Source organism: Providencia sp. PROV174 (assembly GCF_028480685.1).
Taxonomy (GTDB): Bacteria; Pseudomonadota; Gammaproteobacteria; order Enterobacterales; family Enterobacteriaceae; genus Providencia; species Providencia rettgeri.
In genome coordinates this window covers 134,174-153,695 of the sequence record NZ_JAMPOT010000004.1, presented here as the reverse complement: position 1 = coordinate 153,695, position 19,522 = coordinate 134,174, and the positions used below count along the sequence as shown (strand labels likewise).

The 19,522-nt window shown below is 41.1% G+C and carries 16 protein-coding genes; 6 read left to right on the top strand and 10 right to left on the bottom strand.

Annotated features, from left to right (window positions below; all coding sequences use genetic code 11):
* Positions 1 to 83 precede the first annotated feature (83 nt).
* The 8 genes from PSE60_RS02165 to PSE60_RS02130 all read right to left on the bottom strand — a co-directional run bounded on the left by PSE60_RS02165 (position 84) and on the right by PSE60_RS02130 (position 9,351).
* Entirely contained in the window at positions 84 to 1,547 is a 1,464-nt protein-coding gene (locus PSE60_RS02165) for a hypothetical protein (protein WP_210838766.1), read from the bottom strand.
* 39 nt (positions 1,548 to 1,586) lie between these two features.
* Positions 1,587 to 3,155, bottom strand: coding sequence for an SLC13 family permease (locus PSE60_RS02160; RefSeq protein WP_210838768.1), 1,569 nt, complete (start codon positions 3,153 to 3,155; stop codon positions 1,587 to 1,589).
* A 90-nt stretch (positions 3,156 to 3,245) separates the two neighbouring features.
* Positions 3,246 to 3,878: a hypothetical protein gene (locus tag PSE60_RS02155; RefSeq protein ID WP_210838770.1), complete on the bottom strand. Its 633-nt coding sequence runs from the start codon at positions 3,876 to 3,878 to the stop codon at positions 3,246 to 3,248.
* A gap of 10 nt (positions 3,879 to 3,888) precedes the next feature.
* The gene (locus PSE60_RS02150; protein WP_272664443.1) at positions 3,889 to 4,359 is read right to left on the bottom strand and encodes a CYTH domain-containing protein; all 471 of its coding nucleotides are present in this window, start codon (positions 4,357 to 4,359) and stop codon (positions 3,889 to 3,891) included.
* Positions 4,360 to 4,523: 164 nt separating this feature from the next.
* Positions 4,524 to 5,495, bottom strand: a complete 972-nt coding sequence (locus PSE60_RS02145) for a LysR family transcriptional regulator (protein ID WP_210838774.1) — start codon at positions 5,493 to 5,495, stop codon at positions 4,524 to 4,526.
* 242 nt (positions 5,496 to 5,737) lie between these two features.
* On the bottom strand, positions 5,738 to 6,238 hold the full coding sequence (locus PSE60_RS02140) for a RidA family protein (RefSeq protein WP_272664442.1): 501 nt from the start codon (positions 6,236 to 6,238) through the stop codon (positions 5,738 to 5,740).
* 123 nt (positions 6,239 to 6,361) lie between these two features.
* Positions 6,362 to 7,780: an NAD(P)/FAD-dependent oxidoreductase gene (locus PSE60_RS02135; RefSeq protein ID WP_272664441.1), complete on the bottom strand. Its 1,419-nt coding sequence runs from the start codon at positions 7,778 to 7,780 to the stop codon at positions 6,362 to 6,364.
* A gap of 908 nt (positions 7,781 to 8,688) precedes the next feature.
* Positions 8,689 to 9,351 (bottom strand): DUF1028 domain-containing protein, encoded by a 663-nt coding sequence (locus tag PSE60_RS02130; protein WP_272664440.1) that lies wholly within the window; start codon positions 9,349 to 9,351, stop codon positions 8,689 to 8,691.
* A 163-nt stretch (positions 9,352 to 9,514) separates the two neighbouring features.
* On the opposite strand from PSE60_RS02130, the gene PSE60_RS02125 reads away from it, so the two are divergent.
* The 6 genes from PSE60_RS02125 to PSE60_RS02100 are packed head-to-tail and all read left to right on the top strand — an operon-like array spanning position 9,515 to position 16,554.
* Entirely contained in the window at positions 9,515 to 11,074 is a 1,560-nt protein-coding gene (locus tag PSE60_RS02125) for an ABC transporter substrate-binding protein (protein WP_272664439.1), read from the top strand.
* Between the two features lie 51 nt (positions 11,075 to 11,125).
* Complete coding sequence (locus tag PSE60_RS02120; RefSeq protein ID WP_272664438.1) at positions 11,126 to 12,073, top strand: ABC transporter permease; 948 nt, start codon at positions 11,126 to 11,128, stop codon at positions 12,071 to 12,073.
* Complete coding sequence (locus PSE60_RS02115) at positions 12,070 to 13,884, top strand: dipeptide/oligopeptide/nickel ABC transporter permease/ATP-binding protein (protein WP_272664437.1); 1,815 nt, start codon at positions 12,070 to 12,072, stop codon at positions 13,882 to 13,884. The genes PSE60_RS02120 and PSE60_RS02115 overlap by 4 nt, the downstream gene beginning before the upstream one ends.
* Positions 13,884 to 14,687 carry an ABC transporter ATP-binding protein gene (locus tag PSE60_RS02110; protein WP_210838139.1) on the top strand — a complete coding sequence of 268 codons (804 nt, stop codon included), beginning with the start codon at positions 13,884 to 13,886 and terminating at the stop codon, positions 14,685 to 14,687. The genes PSE60_RS02115 and PSE60_RS02110 overlap by 1 nt, the downstream gene beginning before the upstream one ends.
* A gap of 30 nt (positions 14,688 to 14,717) precedes the next feature.
* Positions 14,718 to 15,488 carry a FadR/GntR family transcriptional regulator gene (locus tag PSE60_RS02105; protein WP_272664436.1) on the top strand — a complete coding sequence of 257 codons (771 nt, stop codon included), beginning with the start codon at positions 14,718 to 14,720 and terminating at the stop codon, positions 15,486 to 15,488.
* Positions 15,489 to 15,492: 4 nt separating this feature from the next.
* The gene (locus PSE60_RS02100; RefSeq protein ID WP_272664435.1) at positions 15,493 to 16,554 is read left to right on the top strand and encodes an osmoprotectant NAGGN system M42 family peptidase; all 1,062 of its coding nucleotides are present in this window, start codon (positions 15,493 to 15,495) and stop codon (positions 16,552 to 16,554) included.
* 69 nt (positions 16,555 to 16,623) lie between these two features.
* Here PSE60_RS02100 and dsdA read toward each other — a convergent pair whose 3' ends face one another.
* Complete coding sequence (dsdA, locus tag PSE60_RS02095) at positions 16,624 to 17,958, bottom strand: D-serine ammonia-lyase (protein ID WP_272664434.1); 1,335 nt, start codon at positions 17,956 to 17,958, stop codon at positions 16,624 to 16,626.
* Positions 17,959 to 17,970: 12 nt separating this feature from the next.
* Positions 17,971 to 19,308: a D-serine transporter DsdX gene (dsdX, locus tag PSE60_RS02090; RefSeq protein WP_210838130.1), complete on the bottom strand. Its 1,338-nt coding sequence runs from the start codon at positions 19,306 to 19,308 to the stop codon at positions 17,971 to 17,973.
* Positions 19,309 to 19,522: the final 214 nt, after the last annotated feature.

Below are 19,522 nucleotides of genomic sequence, written 5' to 3'. Positions count from 1 at the left end.
ACCTTGCTACAGTTCGAATGATTTAGAAAATTATAGTGAATTAGAATATTTTTCTTGGAAAGAAAATAGAAAAAACAAAACATTTACGGTGAAATTTCAATATCTTCATCGGTTGTCAGTAAATCTAGTGACTGCAATACTTCTAAACGCTTTATCCCATCGGCATTCACTACTAAACGAGCCAGCTCATTATAGGTTTTTTTGTTAATTGTGACGCGACGACAAAGGTAAATGTGATACACCTTTTCACCAATAATTGCAGGCTCATCATCATTCACAGTGAGTTCTTCATAGCTAATATCAATATATTTTAGGAAATCCGAAATATTAAAACGCGTAATATCTGCGATTGATGATTGGTTTTTTTCAAACACGGATTGGCGGTTATGTAGCAATACATCTTTACGGTAATACAGGATATCTTCCATTCGCTGGACGTTAACTAAATTGACCCAATGAGATTTTTGCCGCATTTCACGGATATCCGGCGAAAGCATATTTTCATTAATAAAACGAAAAGACTCTTTACAAATACCGACTGGTGCTTTCACTCCTTCGCGGTAAATGCGTAATTGTCGGTCGGGGATCCATTTTTGAAATAGGCGATACAACTGCTCTCGGCCCACTTCTTTCAGCCTATCTTTGAAGATATAGCCGATGACCATAGCCAAAAATAAGTTGGCACTCAAAGCTCCATACTTTCCTTGCCAGAAAAAGGCGATAACCGTAGCGAAAAGCATTGAAATTGCAGCGGCAATACCATAAATAGAGTGTAATAGCAGGGGAAGTCCCCGCTTGTGGCGAATTTCTAAATAGAGATAGCGATTAATATATTTTTTCAATAAATTACGGCGATATGTGACTAATTCAGCATCCGTTTCATCACTAGGAAAACAATCAGGGTATTGTTTCTTCAGATAACGCATTTCTTGATACCAAAAATGACGTATTTCTTCACGTAACGGCATTTGCTTATCCGCTAATAAATCACGTAAGTAATTCATGGTGTAATACGTCATAAATTCGTCACAATAAGAAAAGGCATTGGAATGGATGGCTTCTTCAATTTTGGTTGACTGTGTTGCTAATTCACGATAAGTACAGAGACATTTTGCGATGTTTGCCATGAACTCAGCTAAGTATTCAGGCGTTTGCCGTTGGGGATTTTGGCTTACCATTTTAACATTCAAACGAACGGTTCTTTTGAAGGTTAAAGCATAGCGCTTTAGCCTATTTTCATACTCGTCTAATGAAGGTAAGTTTTGTGGCGTACATTGCTGTAGCCACTGTTTTAGTTCATCTAATGCCCCGTTTTCATCAGCCAGTGATGATAATTTTACGGTCGGTGGGCGCAGCCGAATATAGTTTTTTAGGCTGCGCTGGAGGTTTGATGCTGTGTAGAGGTCTGGGTTAATCTGTAATGATGAAGGCAAAAAGAAAAAGGTCTCTACTTGGTAACGGATCTCTTTAGACTTACGTGGAAACAACACTTTTTGTTTGATTTCAAACTGTTTTTTTCCATGGATCTTGAGAGATTCTTTAATCATATTTTCCTTCACACTGTTCTTTTGGCCAATATTCTATCTTTACCAAAGATAACTATTAAATCCCATGAGTGGCATAACGTAATGTGTCCATAGTATTAGTAGTATCCAGATAAGGATGAGTTGAATCATACCATATTTAAATGAGTCACCGGTTGAATATTGGTCAGTCAAATAGCTTATATTGGCGGGTTTAGAGTTAAAATAGAGAACATAAACTTGGTTAATCATAAATGCCATGGGTAAACAGAAGCCAACTAAATCCCAGTTATATCGTTGAGCAATAGCAATAATAATAGGGAATAAAATAATTGTACGTGCTGTTTTACTTTCACTAATCAATGTGGTGAGTGCAAATACTGCGCTTAATACAGCGAAAACAAGCAGTTTTCCAGCACCTTGAGGGTCTATGTTCCAATGGTCAAAGGCTTTGTGGACATAAAGGCCGACAATATCAGTCTGGTCCATCATACCGCCTAATACATAAGCACCAAAACTAAACATTAACATGTGCCATGGAATATCAGCATCATTCCATTTCATGACACCCATTGCTGGCAGCCGTGAAAAAGAGGGCATCAGTACAATACAAGCACCTGCTAATGCGACAACTTCAGCACGTAAACCTGTCCATTTACCTGTGGACCATAATAGTAAAACAAGAATAAATACGACCCCTGCTTTAATTTCACTGATTTTGACTTTACCTAATGCATTATATTCCGAGCGTAAGCGGTCCATGCCACCTTCGAGTTTCGGTGTTTTTTCTTCATCTGTAATCCTAAAAATAAACCGAGTTCCAGTCCACCATGCGACTAAACATTGAATGACAGCCAATGGGAATAGTGCAATAAACCAATCTTGATAAGTGACTAATGCACCTGCTTTTTCTAGCATTGCTGCTGCTAATAAATTGGCCGCAGAACCTGTTAAGAATGCGCTAGCGGAGACATTATTAGCCAGCAAGTTAAGGAGCACCATATTACGGCCAACATTGTTACGCTGAGCACCACCAGTGGCACCGTAGATAGCCGAAATTACCATAAATAATGGCAGTAGTAGTGCCGTTTTTGCCGAGGTTGCACTAATAAATGCACCAAAAATCAAGTTTAATGCCACAAAGCATAGGAATAACATGGTTAAATGATTTTTAGTTTTGAGTACTAGCATGAGTGAAATACGTTTTGCCAAACCTGTCGTAACTAATGCGCTCGCTAGGATAAAGCTGGCAATATTTAGAATCATGACGGGTTCACCCAGCATCGCGAAGGCTGGGCGCATTTTCATCACACCAGTAATGATAACGACAACAACGACAATTAATGACGTGAGATAATTTGGAATAGCTTCAGTGAGCCATAAAATCAGTGAAGCAACAAAAATTCCCATTGCACTATAGCAATGAGCTGCGGGAACTTTTGTTTGTGCTTCAAATACATCGATTGTCCCACACCATTGTAATTCGAAAAATAGAAATGAGAGAATAGCTAAAGGTACACCAATGAGTTTGAGATTTTGCATTAGTGCGCCAGCTTTGATATCACGGAATTTTTCTAATGAATAATTACGCATATCAAGTGGGTCAAAGCTTGGCTTACTATTTGCTGACATACATATCTCCTTTTATTATTATCATTCAAGGGTCGGTGTTATTTGACTCGACCCATATAGATGAACAACGATATGCATTACATAAAAGAGTTACATGCCAACAACACGCTTGGCGGCTTTCAAATAATTTGTGTTAGGCAATTTATTGATACCTAAGGCATTAACGACGGCTTGCATTTTTTCGTAATCTTCACTTTCACAACAAGCGGTTTCCATTAGTGCCCCATTGAACCAAACGCGTGCAAACTCACAAATAATGCCATCGACCATAAAGCCATAGCGCATTTTTTCAACGGTGACTGCATTGAGACAAGGGTGTTGGCGTACAATAGCTTTGAATTCCTCTATTTCATAGCTGTCTTTATCGAGAGGAATATCAACTTCAAGGTGAGATAAAATAATATTTAATTCTTCTTTTTTTACTGGAAATTGGAATTTGCCTCTCGGTTGGAATATTTCATAGCCCTCTTTTGTTTCACCAACTTTAACTTTAATATCTAATAATCCATCACGTACTTTTACATTGGCATCATTGGTTTTTTCAGATAAAAAATAGGTTTCTATTGGCATTTTTCGCGCAGCGTATAAGGTTGCTTTGACATCCCAAATTTTGGCTTCTATTTCGTTAATAAGGTCATGTCCAAATATTCTAAATTCTGCTCGAGGTACTATTTTACTCGCATCTTCTTCTGATATCGCAATATTTTTAGTTAATGTATTCATAAAATTCCCCTTATTTTTTCCATGTGGTATAAGGATTAGCAACAAGATTAGAATTAAAATATTTGGGGTCTGAAGATATTTCGTCGCCTACCCAGTCAGGTTTGTTAAAGAATTGATTTTCATCGCTAAGCTCGACTTCAGCAACGATTAGTCCCTCGTTAACACCAAAAAATTCATCTACCTCCCAAATTAAGCCATTGAAAGGGATTTTATAACGTTTCTTGTCGATAATGGGTTGTTCTGCTAATTGCGTCAGCATAGCAACACAATCAGCATGGGGAATTTCATATTCATATTCAGATCGAGTAATACCGACGGTAATTCCTTTAATTGTTAAGAAGGCTTTATCATCGATAGTTCTTATTCTAACGGTTCGTTCTTTCTGACTATTTAAATAACCTTGGGTGTAACGAACACCATTGGCTAATTCTCTCCATGAATCACCCGATACTAAAAATTTACGTTCAATTTCTTTAGCCATTATGATTACTCCTGAGAAGAACAAAGTGGTTAAGTTTTATTATTAACCATGAGTTTTATTTAAAACCATCTTTGCACATTCATAGAAGAACCAAAAATCAGCAAGTTGTATGCGTAATATAAGTAAATATTATAGTTGCTTATCTGTTGTATAATTGATGCAATTTAGATATTTTCGGTATGAATAAGTTGCTCTATATCACTATTTAATGATATTTCGTCAGATATTTCGCGCAATAACATAATAAATTGAAAAGCAGCTGCGGAAAGCGAACGATTAGTTTGGTAAGTTAAATAATAATCTGCATCAACATCAAAGGCATTAATTTGTAGCTGGATCAATTTTCCTACACTAATATCATCGCTAACACTTAAATAAGGTAACGCGGTAATCCCAAAACCACTTGCGACTAATCTTTTTGTCGCCTCTAAATTAGTGACAGTAATAATAGGGGGAGGGGAATCATGGAGTGCAATATGTGCTTTTAGCCAATCTTCAATTTTAGCTCGGGTGCGTGTTCCCCTTTCCCTCATCACGAGAGAAGCGTTTGTGAACTCTTCGATTGTTAATGGGCGCTGAAGTTGTAGAAGTGGAGAATTGGGGCCAACAACGGCGATATAGGGCTCCCGGTGTAAGAATACTTGGTTTACATTCGGCACAATAGGAACTCGGCCTGCTAAACCAATTTCTGCTTCTTGTTCTGCTACCCAATCCATCACTTGCTGTGAATTGCCAATTTTTATTTTTATATGAATCAGCGGATAGCGAGTATTAAATTGTTTTAGGATATCTGGCAAATAATAACTGCCCATAACAGCGGTTGCGGCAATTGTTAGCGTACCAGTTTGTAATAAATTTAAATCTTGAAAGACATGCTCTATCTCATCAAATAATGAAAATAATCTTTTGGTATAGCTATAGAGTACTTTTCCTTCACTGGTTAAGGTGATTTTTTTTCGGGAACGGTCAAATAAAGCAACCCGTAGAGAATTTTCTAAACCTTGGATTTGTTGGCTAACAGCTGGTTGGCTCAAAAATAAAATATGTGCTGCTTGAGTAAAGCTACCACTTTTAGCCACGTAATGAAAAGTTTTAAGATGGTCTAAATTCATTCGACTGACAGTATTGTGAGTCATTTTTGTTTACCCGCGATGTCATATTTTTCAGCTCTGATTTGTTCTTTGAAATTATAAGTAGGTGTGAATCGGTTGCACAGAAAATGAGTGATAATTTGTGACCGCACAGAGGATAGGGGGATAAATAATAGCGGTAGCGTGAAGTAATGTATCAAAAAAAGAATAGAATAGGATTATTAGGGGGAAATATAACGAGGCATAATGATTATGCCCCATTATTGATTATTCTTCGTTAGAAGAACTTATTTTTTTGCAGCAGGGCGTACCGCTGTCACTTCGATTTCTACTCTCCAAGCTGGGTTAGCCAGTTTAGCGACTTGGAAGGTAGAACGAGCTGGCAGATTAGTGACTTTTTCAGACTCATAGAACTTGTTGTAACCAGCCATAAAGCCAGCGAAGTCCATAGTACCTTGAGTTTCTTCACCACCAACTAAGAATACTTGCATTTTAACAACGTCATTCATCGTCAAGCCCATACCTTCGAGGTTAGCTTGGATTTGTTTTAATACGTTGATTGTTTGTGCTTCGGTATTACCATAAGACTCTAAAACGCCTTCTTTCGCGTCTGCAGAGATTTTAGAAGGGACTTTTCCGCTGAGGAAAATGAGGTTGCCCGCATTGATTTCTACTGATTCAGAGATAGGGAATCCTTTCACTGGAACGCGTTTAACATCATCGGCTGCATTCGCACTTGCTACACCTAAAATCAAAGGCAGAGAAAGCAATAAAGTTTTATAGCGCATGTAAACTCCTTAACATTATCAAAGTAAATAGGATCTATTAGTTTTATCAAAAATTAAACTTTCATTTAACTTTAAACTATTCGCTAATAGATCCACAGTAAAAATCGCTATTTTTCCTGTTTTTTAGCTAAAACGGGAAAGTTTATACGGCGTAGGGTCGATAAATGGTGTTTCGCCCATTAATAATTCCGCCGTTAATCGACCAGATGCTGGGCTCTCAGTCATACCCCAACCTGTTGCGGTATTGATGACTAAGCCTGGGTACTGCTCGACTGTTGAAATAATTGGAATTTCATCATCTGTTGGTGCAACGGTACCACCCCAACGTTCAACCACTTTAGACTCTTTAAATACTGGGAATTCTTTTCTCAGTCTTTCCAGAACGCCATCTAAGTGTTCGTTGTTTGGTGTATTAGTTGCAGTACGGAACTCTTCGAAAGGTGTTTTCTCGTCTAAGTTCCAAGACGTTGCCATCATGAATGAGTTAAATAAGTCTTTACCAAGAGAGAACTCTAATGGTAATTCACCACCGCCTAATACGTGTAGGAATCTTGGTCCTAACAGGAAGCTATCTTTAACGATAGAGCTGGTAAAGATACGTGGTGCAACCGCGTAGGTACCATCAGCTTGTTCACGGAAGTGAATACCGTTAGGTAAGTGGACGTTACCTTTTGGTGCGCCTGGTACGCCACTGATGCGTTGTTGTGATAGGTAAACGTTCAATGTTGGAACGTCAATACCTAAGTTACCCATGAACAGACGCGACCAAATACCCCCCGTCAGAACAACACGAGAAGTTTTGATTGCACCTTTTTCAGTGACAACATCAGAAATTTTACCGCCAGCAGTTTCAATACCACGTACTGCACAATTGGTGTAGATACGAATACCAATTGATTTTGCGTAGTTAGCCATTGCTGGTGTGACGGTTTCTGGGTCAAGACTACCAGAGTCTTCTTCAAATCCACCAATTTTCCATGGGGTTTGAGCATCAACCAGACGATTTGCCAGTTCAGTCCCTTCAATCATACGGGTACGTAGTGGGGTATCGAAGCCTGGGTTTTCAGATGCAGATTTAATCCACGCTCTTGAAATTTCTAAATCTTCTTCGCTTGAAGGTACTTCAACGCGGCCTTGAACACGGTAGCTGGTATCTGCACCGATTTTTTCGTTCATGCCAAGCCATTGAATTTTCCCGTAATGGTGTAAAGGGAAAATCGCTGGAGAAGTCTTATAACTGATGATTTGGCTATATGCACGGCCTGATTGCTCACCACCGACAACACCTTTTTCACAGATAACAACATTAAGACCTTTTTCAGCAAGGTTAATTGCAGTCATGATCCCTTGAAGGCCAGCACCGATGATGACTGCATCTGCAGACTCTGGTAATTTGCCTTCTGTGCCAGCAACAGCTGGTACACGTGATTTAGTCGATTCAAAACGACCTTCACGATTGATCATAGGAACAACCGCAGCACCCCCTGCTAAAACACCAGCAGCACCAACCCCTAATAATAGCTTTCTTCTCGAGATTTTCATCTATAACCTCAATAACAATCTTGTTTTTTATATAGTAAATAATTTCAAATTGAGATGATGATCTTATCATATATTTCATATTTATTAAGTATGGGTGACATTTGTTAATAAAGTTGAGTGAATGATTCGTGGAAGTAAATTGGTATTGTCAGTGTTGTAAAGGGTTTGTCGGAGATTATGCTGTTTTTCTAATTTATGATTTATTATTTTTTATAAGTAACTGTCATGAAAAGTGTACGGGTGTAAACATGATAATTTCAGTTAAGGGCAATAATTACTGAGCGGATCAAAGAGAGAGGTTAATATTTCACCATAGATGAAAATGCTAAATATCCCTTAGGTGATAAAATCAGAAAATAAATATATCAATGAAGTTTTAATGACTTTATTGGGCTATTTTTTGTTCATTTTATTATTAACTATTCATTTGGTAAGACCTGCTGCATCTAATATTACCTGGATAGTCTGTATAAATATTATTCGTTATATAATCTGAAAGTAATTATTTTAACCTTTTGATAAAATTGATTATTTTATTTTTTATTTAGCAGTTAAATAGCAAGAAATAACCTGGGTTTTATTAAGGTTAATTAATGTAAGCATTTATGCGATATAGCCAGATAAATTCAAGGAGATAGGTATTTTTCATTACTTTTAATGTTGTTAAAAAATAACCATTTATTTTTTGATGGCTATCAAAGATAAAAATTAATCGAATGTATAACAAGAATAGATAATTAAGATTACGTAATGAATGACAATTTAAATAATAAGCTAAACTAACGTAAAAAATAAAAAATACAGAGTTATTCATGCAGTTAATTGAAATTTAACGAATGGCTTTTTTATTTCCAGGTACATATCATTCAATTATTTTACTTTATTAGTCGATATGCACCATCATGAGTTCAATTACGAGTGATATATTCATTTCCTGTAGGAATTTGTGCAAAAAAATCAGCATAATCTTCGGAACGAACCTGTTGAAGAATGATGAACAGCGCTGATAGTGGTGCTTCTGACCAGTCACTACGAATATCAATGTCTGGATATTGTCGATTATTCCAGACTTTTAATGCAGCGGAACGGATCCCTCGGTAGTCACCACCTTTATCTGCACCTGCTTGCATGGCGATAAGTAATCGATCAGCCAGAGCTTGATGTGAGTTGTTATGGTAGCTCTGATAAATGGCATTCAGGACTTGCTCTCCAACTAACATATTTCCAGCAATGGCTAAGTTAGGCTCCGATAAACTTCCGCACCAAGGTAAGCAATTTTGGCCGGTCCAATCAGCTGTACCTCCATGATTATCAAGAATAATCAGCTGTCGTTGCTTCCGTTCAATATCTTGCGTTACAAGGTAGTCTAAGCTGTTATTTGCATTATGGCCTTGTTGCAAATATTCAATACCTGTTAAGCCTGCAATTGGATTTGTCATTGCTTGAGTGGCGATGGCTCCCGTTTGGCTTTTACCATGTAAGACTAATGCTCCAACCGCAGGACCACCTGTTGCGGTCGCTGCACCTATTTTTCCTGTTAATGGGCAACGCGCCACAATTGAAAATGTCATTTTACACCTCATAAATTAGACCTTGATCAAATTTATCATTATAAATTCTTGCTTGAAATATAATTTATCATCATAAATAAAGAAAAAGATAAAATTATTAACAAAATTGACACAAATCACACTTCACAATCATATAGCAATGTCAGCACTCGGGGAGGAGCGAATGAATATGCGTTTATGTAGATGGATAGCCAGTCTTTGGCTTTTATGCTTTATTTCGCTACCGACATTGGCGGTGAACCACCCAAATGTCTTGTTATTAGGGCAAGTTGCAGAACCGCAATCATTAGACCCGCAAGTCGCAACCGCTGCGAATGATTCCCGAATTTTGGTTAACTTGTACGAAGGATTAGTTCGCAATGCTGATGGCACATTAACGCTTGAACCTGCTTTAGCTCAATCATGGTCTATTAGTGATGATGGCCTCACATACACTTTCCACTTACGTGAAAATATAAAGTTTCATGATGGTAGCCCCTTCAACGCAGATGCAGTCAAATTCACGTTTGAACGAATGTTGGATAACCAGCACCCGTATTACCATACAGGGCCATTCCCATTATCGTTTTTTTTCTCTGCCATAGACAAAATTACAACCCCGAATGACAAGACTGTGGTTTTTACCTTAAAAGAACCATTTGCCCCGTTTTTATCAAACTTAGCCACGCCCGCAGGGCTGATTGTTTCGCCCACAGCAGTAAAGCAATATGACAAAGACTTTAGCCGCCATCCCAGCGGAACAGGCCCCTTTAAATTTGATGAGTGGACGGCAAACCAAAGGGTTGTCGTATCTGCTAATGAAGACTATTGGGATGGTAAACCCGGTTTAAAACATGTTGTTTTTCGGCCGATTACTGACGCCAATACCCGGGTAGCCGAAATGTTATCAGGGGGGATTGATGCCATGGTTGAAGTCCCTGCTGATAATGTTCCGTTATTTGTTAATGACAACCGCTTCCATGTTTATGAAGCGGTAGGACCTCATGTTTGGTATGCCATGCTCAATGCATCTCAGCCACCGTTTGATGATGTGCGTGTAAGGCAAGCAGTTAACTACGCGGTAAATAAAGAAAATATTGTGAAATATATTCTTCAGGATTCCGCAGGAGTGGCACAAGGACCGATTCCATCGGCTTTCGATTGGGCATTTGATAAAGAAACCAAAGCTTACCCTTATGACCCTGAAAAAGCCCGCCAATTGATAGCAGAAGCGGGGGCTCAAGGGCAAAAAATTATTTTTTATGTCACCGAAGGGGGCTCAGGGATGTTAGACCCGATTCCCATGGCCACCGCCATTCAAGCTGACCTGAAAGCGGTTGGCTTAGTTGTCGAAATTCAAACCTTTGAGTGGAATACCTACCTATCCAAGGTCAATGCAGGCCTCAAACAAGCGCATATGGCCGAAATGGCGTGGATGACGAATGACCCAGATACCTTACCTTTTTTAACCTTGCATAGCGCTTCTTGGCCGGATAAAGGTGGATTTAACTCCGGTTATTACAGTAACAAGCAACTGGATGAATTGTTAGATAAAGCGCGGGTCACGAATAACCTCGAGGAGCGCGCTCAATTATATCGACAAGTTCAAAAAATTGTTCATCAAGATGCGCCTTGGTTGTTTGTGGCGAATTGGAAGCAAAATGCGGTTGCTAATGAGCATGTTAAATATTTCAAATTGCAGCCTAATTTTAACTTATTACTTAAAGACGTTCGTAAAGATTGATTAATGTGAATTGGTTATTTAATTAATTATTTGATTTTATGGGGAAAAACTATGTGGTTATACTGTTTGAAACGCATTTTAGCGACCATACCCATACTGATTGGTTTGACGTTAATTGTCTTTTTTATCATGGCAATGATCCCTGGAGACCCAGCTCAAGCATTGCTTGGCCCTTGGGCGACTCCTGAAAATGTGGCTAGAGTAAAAACAGAGCTTGGGTTGGATAAGCCGTTATATCAGCAATATTTTATTTGGATGAATAATTTGATATCGGGTGATTTTGGCCGCTCATTTGTCCTTAACCGACCTGTTGTTGATGAGGTTTTAGAGCGATTTTCTGCCACATTAATTTTGGGTGGAAGTGCATTGTTACTCAGCTCAATTTTAGGGCTATTAGCCGGGGTTCTTTCCGCCATTCGTCAATTTAGTTGGAGTGACCGATTTATTACACTCGCCGTTTTATTGGGTATCTCAATGCCATCTTTTTGGATTGGTTTACTGATGATTATGTTTTTTTCTGTTCAATTACAATGGTTTCCGGCATCTGGAATGTACGATATTTGGCAAGGCGGTGGCCTGAGCGATTTATTGCATCACCTTGTTTTACCTGCTGTGACGCTTTCATTGGTTGCGACAGGGGTGATAGCGCGTTTGACGCGTACAGCAATGTTAGAAGTACTGCGACTTGATTTTATTCGTACAGCAAGGGCAAAAGGCTTAAGTGAGCGCAAAGTGATTTTTCGCCATGCATTTCGTATGGCATTGGTTTCCGTCATTCCCGTCATTGGTATCCAAGCGGGCTTTGTTTTTGGTGGTGCGGTGTACATTGAAACCGTTTTTCAGTGGCCAGGACTCGGCGCCATGCTAGTGAAGGCAGTGGCAACCCGTGACTTATTTTTAGTCCAAGGGGGCGTATTGATTGCAGCCGCGTCCTATGTCTTTATCAATTTACTTGCGGATGTTGCGCAAGCCATATTAGACCCGAGGTTGAAATCATGAGCCAGTCTATGACCCCTGTTATTCAGCATCGTCATCGCCAGTCGATCGGCTCGTTACTGCTAGCGAACCGCCTAGCAACTTTGGGGCTATTTACTTTATCTATCATTATGCTCTTGGCATTTTTAGCGCCTTGGCTCCCTCTTGCTAATCCTGATGAAACTGATTTAGTTAATCGTCTACTTCCCGCTTTTTCGTCTGGTCATTTATTAGGTACTGACCATTTAGGGCGAGATATTTTATCTCGATTGCTGTGGGGAACGAGAGTGTCTCTATTGGTCGGTATTTCAGCAACTCTAATCGCTGCAATATTCGGCACCCTGATAGGCTTGGTGGCTGGGTATGTCGGCCATCGCACTGATACATTATTGATGCGTTGTATTGATATGCTAATGGCATTTCCATACATTCTATTGGCATTAGCCATTGTCGCGGTACTTGGGCCTGGGTTGCTCAATGCGTTATATGCGATCGCATTAGTGAATATTCCCTTTTTTGCTAGGAACATTCGTGGGTTAACGGTCGGTTTGCGCGATAGGGATTTTATTCAAGCAGCTAGGTTGTCAGGTAAAAACCATTTACAAGTCCTATTAACGGAAGTGTTACCGAATGTCTTGCCAATCATTGTAGTTACCATGTCAACGACCATCGGTTGGATGATTTTAGAGACGGCAGGCTTGTCATTTTTAGGGCTAGGTACTCAGCCACCTAATGCAGACTTAGGTTCAATGTTAGGGCAAGGGCGCGCACAGATGTTTGTCGCTCCTCATGTGGCATTGGTACCCGGTATTATGATCTTTCTTATTGTGATTAGTTTTAACCTGCTAGGGGATGGCGTGCGTGACATTCTTGATCCTCGGTTAAAATCAGGAGCCTTACAGCGATCACAACCAATGACGCAGACCGATAGAGTTAATATTCCTGCGAAAACGGGAGATGAACAAGTAGTATTAGAAATCAAAGACTTGTCGGTCGCTTTTCGCCAAGGAAATCAATTACGTCCAACTGTAAAAGGGATCAGTTTTACTGTTGGGGCGGGGGAGTGTCTAGGGTTAATTGGGGAGAGCGGCTCGGGTAAGAGTGTTACCGCTTTATCTGTGATGGGGCTGCTTGCATCACCTCCTGCATTGATTACGGCGGGGGGGATTTATGTGGAACACGAAGAAATGTTGTCATTGCCGTTATCTGTTATGCAGCGCCGTCGCGGTGCGAAGGTGTCATATATTTTCCAAGACCCACTGACGACACTCCATCCCCAGTTTACTATCGGTGTGCAATTGCGTGAGGCCATCACCGCTCACCAATCTTTGTCACTCTATGAGGCGAAAAATAAAGCCATTGAATTGTTGGATAGCGTTGGGATCCCAGATGCGCAAGAACGTTTCGATGCCTATCCTCATGAGCTTTCGGGCGGACAGCGCCAGCGGGTAGGGATCGCAATGGCGCTGGCTAATGACCCCGTGTTGATTATTGCTGATGAGCCAACTACCGCATTAGATGTCACAGTACAAGCGCGAATTTTAGAATTACTTGACCAGCTACGCCGTGAGCGCGGGGTTGCGCTCTTATTTATTACCCATGATTTCGCGGTTATTAACCAAATTTGCGACCGTGTTGCAGTGATGCAACAAGGTGAGATAGTCGAAACCGGTGATACGCAAACGGTATTACGGCAGCCTCAGCATCCTTATACACAACGTCTGATTGCCAGTGTACCTAAGTTAGGGGAAGGACGTGGGTTTTTAAAACAAGTGCAACAACTCTATGGTCATCAGCCCGATGGCAATGATTTGACATCGACACAGGAGGTTTAGTGAAAAAAGTGATTGAGGTTAATCAGCTGGTGAAAACCTTCGGGCAGCCAAGAAGCTTATTTCACCCTCGAGGGCGCCAAGTTCATGCATTGAAAAATATTTCATTATCACTTTACGAAGGTGAAACTCTGGCGGTGGTTGGGGAGAGTGGCTCAGGGAAAAGCACTTTAGCGCGTATTTTAGTTGGCTTGGAGCGAGAGACCTCGGGAGATATTACTGTCTTAGGGCAAACTCGTGCCGAGTGGCAGCAGCAAGGTGCGCGTGCGTTTGGGCAAGCCATTCAGTATGTTTTTCAAGACCCTGTTGCATCTTTGAACCCGCGAAAAACCATTGGAGAGACTTTGTCTGTTCCGTTGAAATATTTAAAACACATGAACTCATCACAAAGAGCGGCTCGGCTGGCGGAATTACTTGAGGCCGTCAATATGCCAATCGATGCTTTAGCCTGTTATCCCCATGAATTCTCAGGCGGGCAGGCTCAGAGGCTAGCCATTGCGAGAGCTTTAGCCGCAGATGCAAGAATATTAGTACTGGATGAGCCGGTTAGTGCGTTGGATGTTTCGGTACAAGCGCAAGTTTTGTTGCTATTAGAACAACTCAAACAACAGTTTTCGTTATCCTATTTATTTATTAGCCACGATTTAGCGGTAGTGGAATCAATCGCAGATAGAGTCGCCGTACTCTATTTAGGAGATTTGTTAGAATGTCGAGATACCCGCAGCTTATTTGCCGCACCGGAGCATGAATATACGCGAAATTTATTGGCTAGTGCCCCTCGTATTCGTGTTGATTCAGTCGCTTAGAAACTTATTTAAACCAGTTGAGAACCTAACATGAGCAACAATAAGCCGACGACGATAGAACCAGTACGTATTAAGCGGACTGATGAAATCGTCAATGCAATAAAAGAAACTATCATGGCCGATAACCTCATACCCGGTGACCGTTTGCCACAAGAAAAAGAACTTATTGAACATTATAACGCCAGCAAAAGTACTGTGCGAGAAGCACTGAAATCACTGGAAGTTCAAGGGTTAATTAAAACAAAAACCGGGCCGGGTGGTGGTGCGTTTATTGATTCTATGACTGAATCGCGAGCAATGAGTTTGTTATCGAATTATTTGTTTACGCGGGATATATCAATCAAAGATATTTATACGTTACGTAAATTACTAGAACCGGTGGTTGCAGTTAGTGCAATTGACAACATTGATAATGACGGTATCCAGAAGCTGTACGATACCATCGCTATTTATGACCATGAGCCCGCAGATGAAAATGAGCGCTGGCAGCAACGGATGGCAGAGCTGGATTTTCATGCGGTGGTTGCCAGCTATTCCGATAACGTTTTATTAGTGTTTATTTGCCACTTTTTACAGCGTTTACTCAAAGATTTAGCGGTTTGTAAGGACATTTATTTAAAACCTGAGCCCGTTGACAGACGCCAAGGTATTGAATACCAATATCAATTAATCGAGGCTTTACGCCGTAAAGACGCCGAGAAGGTTCAATCGGTGATGGAAACACATATGGCCTACGCGGAACAAGCCATGTTAGCGCTACAAGCCACATTGCAAGAACGTTTTTTAAGTGAAGATAGGTAACGTAATGATAGATAAAGCATATCTGACCTCTGTATTAAAAACATTGTTATGTACGCCTAGCCCGGTTGGGATGACTGAACAAGCTGTTGCGCAGACACATCAATGGTTGACTGAGTTGGGGTTCGCGCCGAAATATACACGCCGCGGAGTGCTATATATCACGCTTGGCTCTGAAGAACCTAAACGTGCATTAGCCGCACACCTTGATACGCTTGGGGCGATGGTGACACAACTCAAACCAAATGGGCGCTTGGCACTGCGTAATACAGGCACATGGGCAGCACGCTTTGCGGAAGGTGCAAGGGTGACAGTATTTAGCGACAATCACCAATATCGTGGCACTATTTTGCCATTAAAAGCGTCTGGGCATCGCTTTAATACTGAAGTTGATACTCAAATTGCGGATTGGGATAATTTAGAAATTCGCCTTGATGCTCCCTGTTATAACTTCGCTGATTTACAATCCCATGGCTTAAATGTCGGTGATATTGTTGCGGTTGATGCGCAACCCGAATTCATTGATAACGGCTTTATTGTATCGCGTCATTTGGATGATAAAGCTGGATGTGCGGTGATGTTAGCCGCATTAAAATCACTGGTGGATGATGGCGTTGTGCCTGCGGTGCCTTGCCAGATGATGTTCACGATTTCAGAAGAAGTTGGAATTGGCGGCACACACGGTTTTGGTTCGCAAGTTCAAGAATTGTTAGCGATTGATAACTCAGTTTCTGCTCCAGATCAAACCACACGAGATGACGCACTGACCTTAGCCTTTCGTGACAGAACCGGCCCGTTTGATTTGGCAATTACACGGCATTTACTGCAATTATGCCAGCAGTATGATATTCCTCACGTCCGCGATACTTTTAAACATTATCGTTCGGATAGTGCTGCGGCAATTGATGCAGGATGGGATATTCGTGCGGCTTTAGCGTGTTTCGCACTAGACAGCTCCCACGGTTGGGAAAGGACTCATTTGGACTCATTAGTGGCGCTCGCAACCTTAGTGAGACGCTATATTGAAAGTGATTTAGTGCCATTACCGGGGCAATTATTACAAAGCTAATAATGTGTAGTTGATACTAAAAAGCCCTCTTCTCATTGAACGTGAAGAGGGCGTTGAATACGTTAATTGTTAACTTAGGTTAGCTTGTGATAAATATTTTTGCATCTCATCCACAGGCACCATACCACCACCCGTTGCCCATACAAGATGTGTTGCGTTGGCCAGTTTCATCGGCGTGAGGGATTTGGATTGCAAATAACCTGTGTTTTGCATGACATGTACGCAACCAGTCATACCCGCCAAGGCTGACGGCTCTAATTTAATAGACTCGGTCTGGTTGAGTAAACCTAACAGGTTATACATTTCGCTATCGTCAATGGTGTAATAACCATCAATAAGCCGCTCCATTGCACGCCCCACAAAACCGGATGCACGGCCAACTGCCAGCCCGTCTGCGGCGGTGATATTATCAATACCAATTTCTTGGACTGACACACCATCATGTAGGCCAGTATGAACTCCTAACAGCATACAAGGCGAGTGAGTGGGCTCGGCAAATAGGCAATGGACGGCATCACCAAAGGCCAGTTTCAACCCGAAAGCGACACCACCGGGGCCACCACCGACACCACAAGGTAAATAGACAAATAGCGGGTGGTCGTTATCCACAGTAATCCCTTGCTCTAAAAATTGTTTTTTTAGACGAAGGCCTGCGACAGCATAGCCGAGAAACAGGGTGGTTGAGTTTTCATCATCAATAAAAAAGCAGTTAGGATCTTTTTCGGCTTCTTTACGGCCTTGTTCAACTGCGATGCTGTAATCTTGCTCATATTCCACTACATTCACACCATGTGAACGTAATTTGTCTTTTTTCCACAGTCTGGCATCAGCAGACATATGCACGCTGACGCTAAAGCCGAGTTTAGCACTCATAATGCCGATGGACATACCAAGGTTACCGGTTGAACCAACTGCAATACGGTATTGGCTAAAGAATTGGCGAAATTGTTCAGAGAATAAAATTTCGTAATTATCATCTGTCGATAAAATACCGGCGGCTAAGGCAAGTTTTTCCGCATGAGTGAGTACTTCATATATCCCCCCTCGGGCTTTAATTGACCCCGAAATTGGCAGGTGACTATCTTTTTTCAGTAACATTTTTCCCGCGATTGGCGTTTGATAACGTTTTTCCAGTGCGGCTTGCATGTTTGGAATATCGATAACGTCAGATTCGATAATTCCTTGTGTTGCTTGAGTTTCTGGAAACGCTTTCATCAAATAAGGCGCAAAACGGTGTAGGCGCGCTTCTGCATCTTGCACATCTTCAATGGTTAGCCCGACATAAGGCAAACCCGCTTGTGTCGTCGTGACATTTGGGTTGAACCACGCAATTTGCTTTAAATCGATTAAGTCCTGAACTAAAGGGTAGTCAGCAATTAACTTATCAACATTTATCTGAGTCATAATTACTCTCTTTTAAATCACAAATGAAAGTGCAAAAGTCCCTGCCAGCGCGACGAAAGACGCAATCAACGTGGCGACACTGTAAAAACGGAACGTTTCGGCTAAAGTGGCATTACAGTACTGTTTGACCAACCAGAACAGCGAGTCAGTCACGATGGTGCAACCAATTGCGCCGGAACCAATGGCTAATGTCATGATTTCTGGGCTAATATGCGGGTACATTGGCATTAGCGGAGCCACAATTGCGGTTGCGCCCATCATCGCAACAGTGGCAGAACCGACCGCGGCATGCAGGATGATTGCCACTAGCCAGGCCAGTAAGATTGGGTGCATATCAATACCCGATAGCACCATCGCTAAGGAATCACTCAGTCCACTGCCTTTTAAGATACCGTTAAATGCCCCACCCGCACCGATAATCAATAAAATATTAGCGATTGAGCTAAAACTCTCTTCGGTTTTGCTGAGCAATACGCTCATTCCCATATTACGTCGGATCCCTAACATGTAATAAGCGACAAAAGCGGCAATAAACATAGCGGTTATTGGGTTACCAATAAACTGTAAAAAGGTAAATAACTGGCTATCTTTGCTCATGTTCAAATCAGCAGCTGTTTTGATCAACATGAGAATAATTGGCAGTAAAACGGTAAATAATGTGGCACCGAGAGAAGGCAAATCTTTCTCTTCTCGTACTTCGAGGTCAGAGAAGGCTTCTGGTACCGTTTTAAACGGTAAGCGGTCACCTAAGAACTTGAGGAACAGTGGTCCACCCACTAATGACGCGACTAAGCCTACTGCGAGCCCTGCCACAATCACCGTACCAATGTCAGCACCTAATTCATTTGTGACAAAGAGAGCCGCAGGGTGTGGTGGTACGATACAGTGTACAGCCATCAGTGCGGTACATAATGGGATAGCCAGTTTTAATAACGAGGTATTGGTTTTTTTCGCAATGGAAAAAGCTAATGGGATTAGCAGGACAACGCCCACTTCAACAAACAGCGTAATACCGCAGATTAGGCCAATTAGTACCATGGTAACGTCAGGCGTTAACCAACGGCTCTTTTGTAATGTCACCCCAATGCGCTCTGCCGCACCGGAGATTTCCATCATTTTACCGAGTATAGTCCCCAAACCGATAATAGCGGCTAAAAACCCAAGTGTACCCCCAATGCCATTTTCGATGGCGCTGACCATCTCTAATGGGTTCATTTGCATGGAGATACCGACAAAGAAGCTGGCGAGTAAAAGTGCTAAAAAGGGATGAAACTTAAATTTAATAATTGAAACGATGATTAGTAAAATACTGATAACTAAAGTACCAATCATCCACATTGTAGAGTCCATATCCTACCCCTGATCATCTTGTTGTTGTTCTTCTATTGGATAATAAATATTCAGAGGTGACAAACGATGAAACATGCAGTTTAGATGAACTAAATTAACTCAAGGCTGTGATATTAGTCATATAAATAGGAGATTAGTGTCTTTGGGTCATCTAAATTCATCTTAAAATGGGTATTGTAGAGATTATTAGGCATCATAGTTTTTATTGGGGGCA

Excerpts from the sequence above, each read along its gene's own strand:
- PSE60_RS02165 (WP_210838766.1), bottom strand. The coding sequence starts at position 1,547 with ATGATTAAAGAATCTCTCAAGATCCATGGAAAAAAACAGTTTGAAATC.
- PSE60_RS02160 (WP_210838768.1), bottom strand. The coding sequence starts at position 3,155 with ATGTCAGCAAATAGTAAGCCAAGCTTTGACCCACTTGATATGCGTAAT.
- PSE60_RS02155 (WP_210838770.1), bottom strand. The coding sequence starts at position 3,878 with ATGAATACATTAACTAAAAATATTGCGATATCAGAAGAAGATGCGAGT.
- PSE60_RS02150 (WP_272664443.1), bottom strand. The coding sequence starts at position 4,359 with ATGGCTAAAGAAATTGAACGTAAATTTTTAGTATCGGGTGATTCATGG.
- PSE60_RS02145 (WP_210838774.1), bottom strand. The coding sequence starts at position 5,495 with ATGACTCACAATACTGTCAGTCGAATGAATTTAGACCATCTTAAAACT.
- PSE60_RS02140 (WP_272664442.1), bottom strand. The coding sequence starts at position 6,238 with ATGCGCTATAAAACTTTATTGCTTTCTCTGCCTTTGATTTTAGGTGTA.
- PSE60_RS02135 (WP_272664441.1), bottom strand. The coding sequence starts at position 7,780 with ATGAAAATCTCGAGAAGAAAGCTATTATTAGGGGTTGGTGCTGCTGGT.
- PSE60_RS02130 (WP_272664440.1), bottom strand. The coding sequence starts at position 9,351 with ATGACATTTTCAATTGTGGCGCGTTGCCCATTAACAGGAAAAATAGGT.
- PSE60_RS02125 (WP_272664439.1), top strand. The coding sequence starts at position 9,515 with ATGAATATGCGTTTATGTAGATGGATAGCCAGTCTTTGGCTTTTATGC.
- PSE60_RS02120 (WP_272664438.1), top strand. The coding sequence starts at position 11,126 with ATGTGGTTATACTGTTTGAAACGCATTTTAGCGACCATACCCATACTG.
- PSE60_RS02115 (WP_272664437.1), top strand. The coding sequence starts at position 12,070 with ATGAGCCAGTCTATGACCCCTGTTATTCAGCATCGTCATCGCCAGTCG.
- PSE60_RS02105 (WP_272664436.1), top strand. The coding sequence starts at position 14,718 with ATGAGCAACAATAAGCCGACGACGATAGAACCAGTACGTATTAAGCGG.
- PSE60_RS02100 (WP_272664435.1), top strand. The coding sequence starts at position 15,493 with ATGATAGATAAAGCATATCTGACCTCTGTATTAAAAACATTGTTATGT.
- dsdA (WP_272664434.1), bottom strand. The coding sequence starts at position 17,958 with ATGACTCAGATAAATGTTGATAAGTTAATTGCTGACTACCCTTTAGTT.
- dsdX (WP_210838130.1), bottom strand. The coding sequence starts at position 19,308 with ATGGACTCTACAATGTGGATGATTGGTACTTTAGTTATCAGTATTTTA.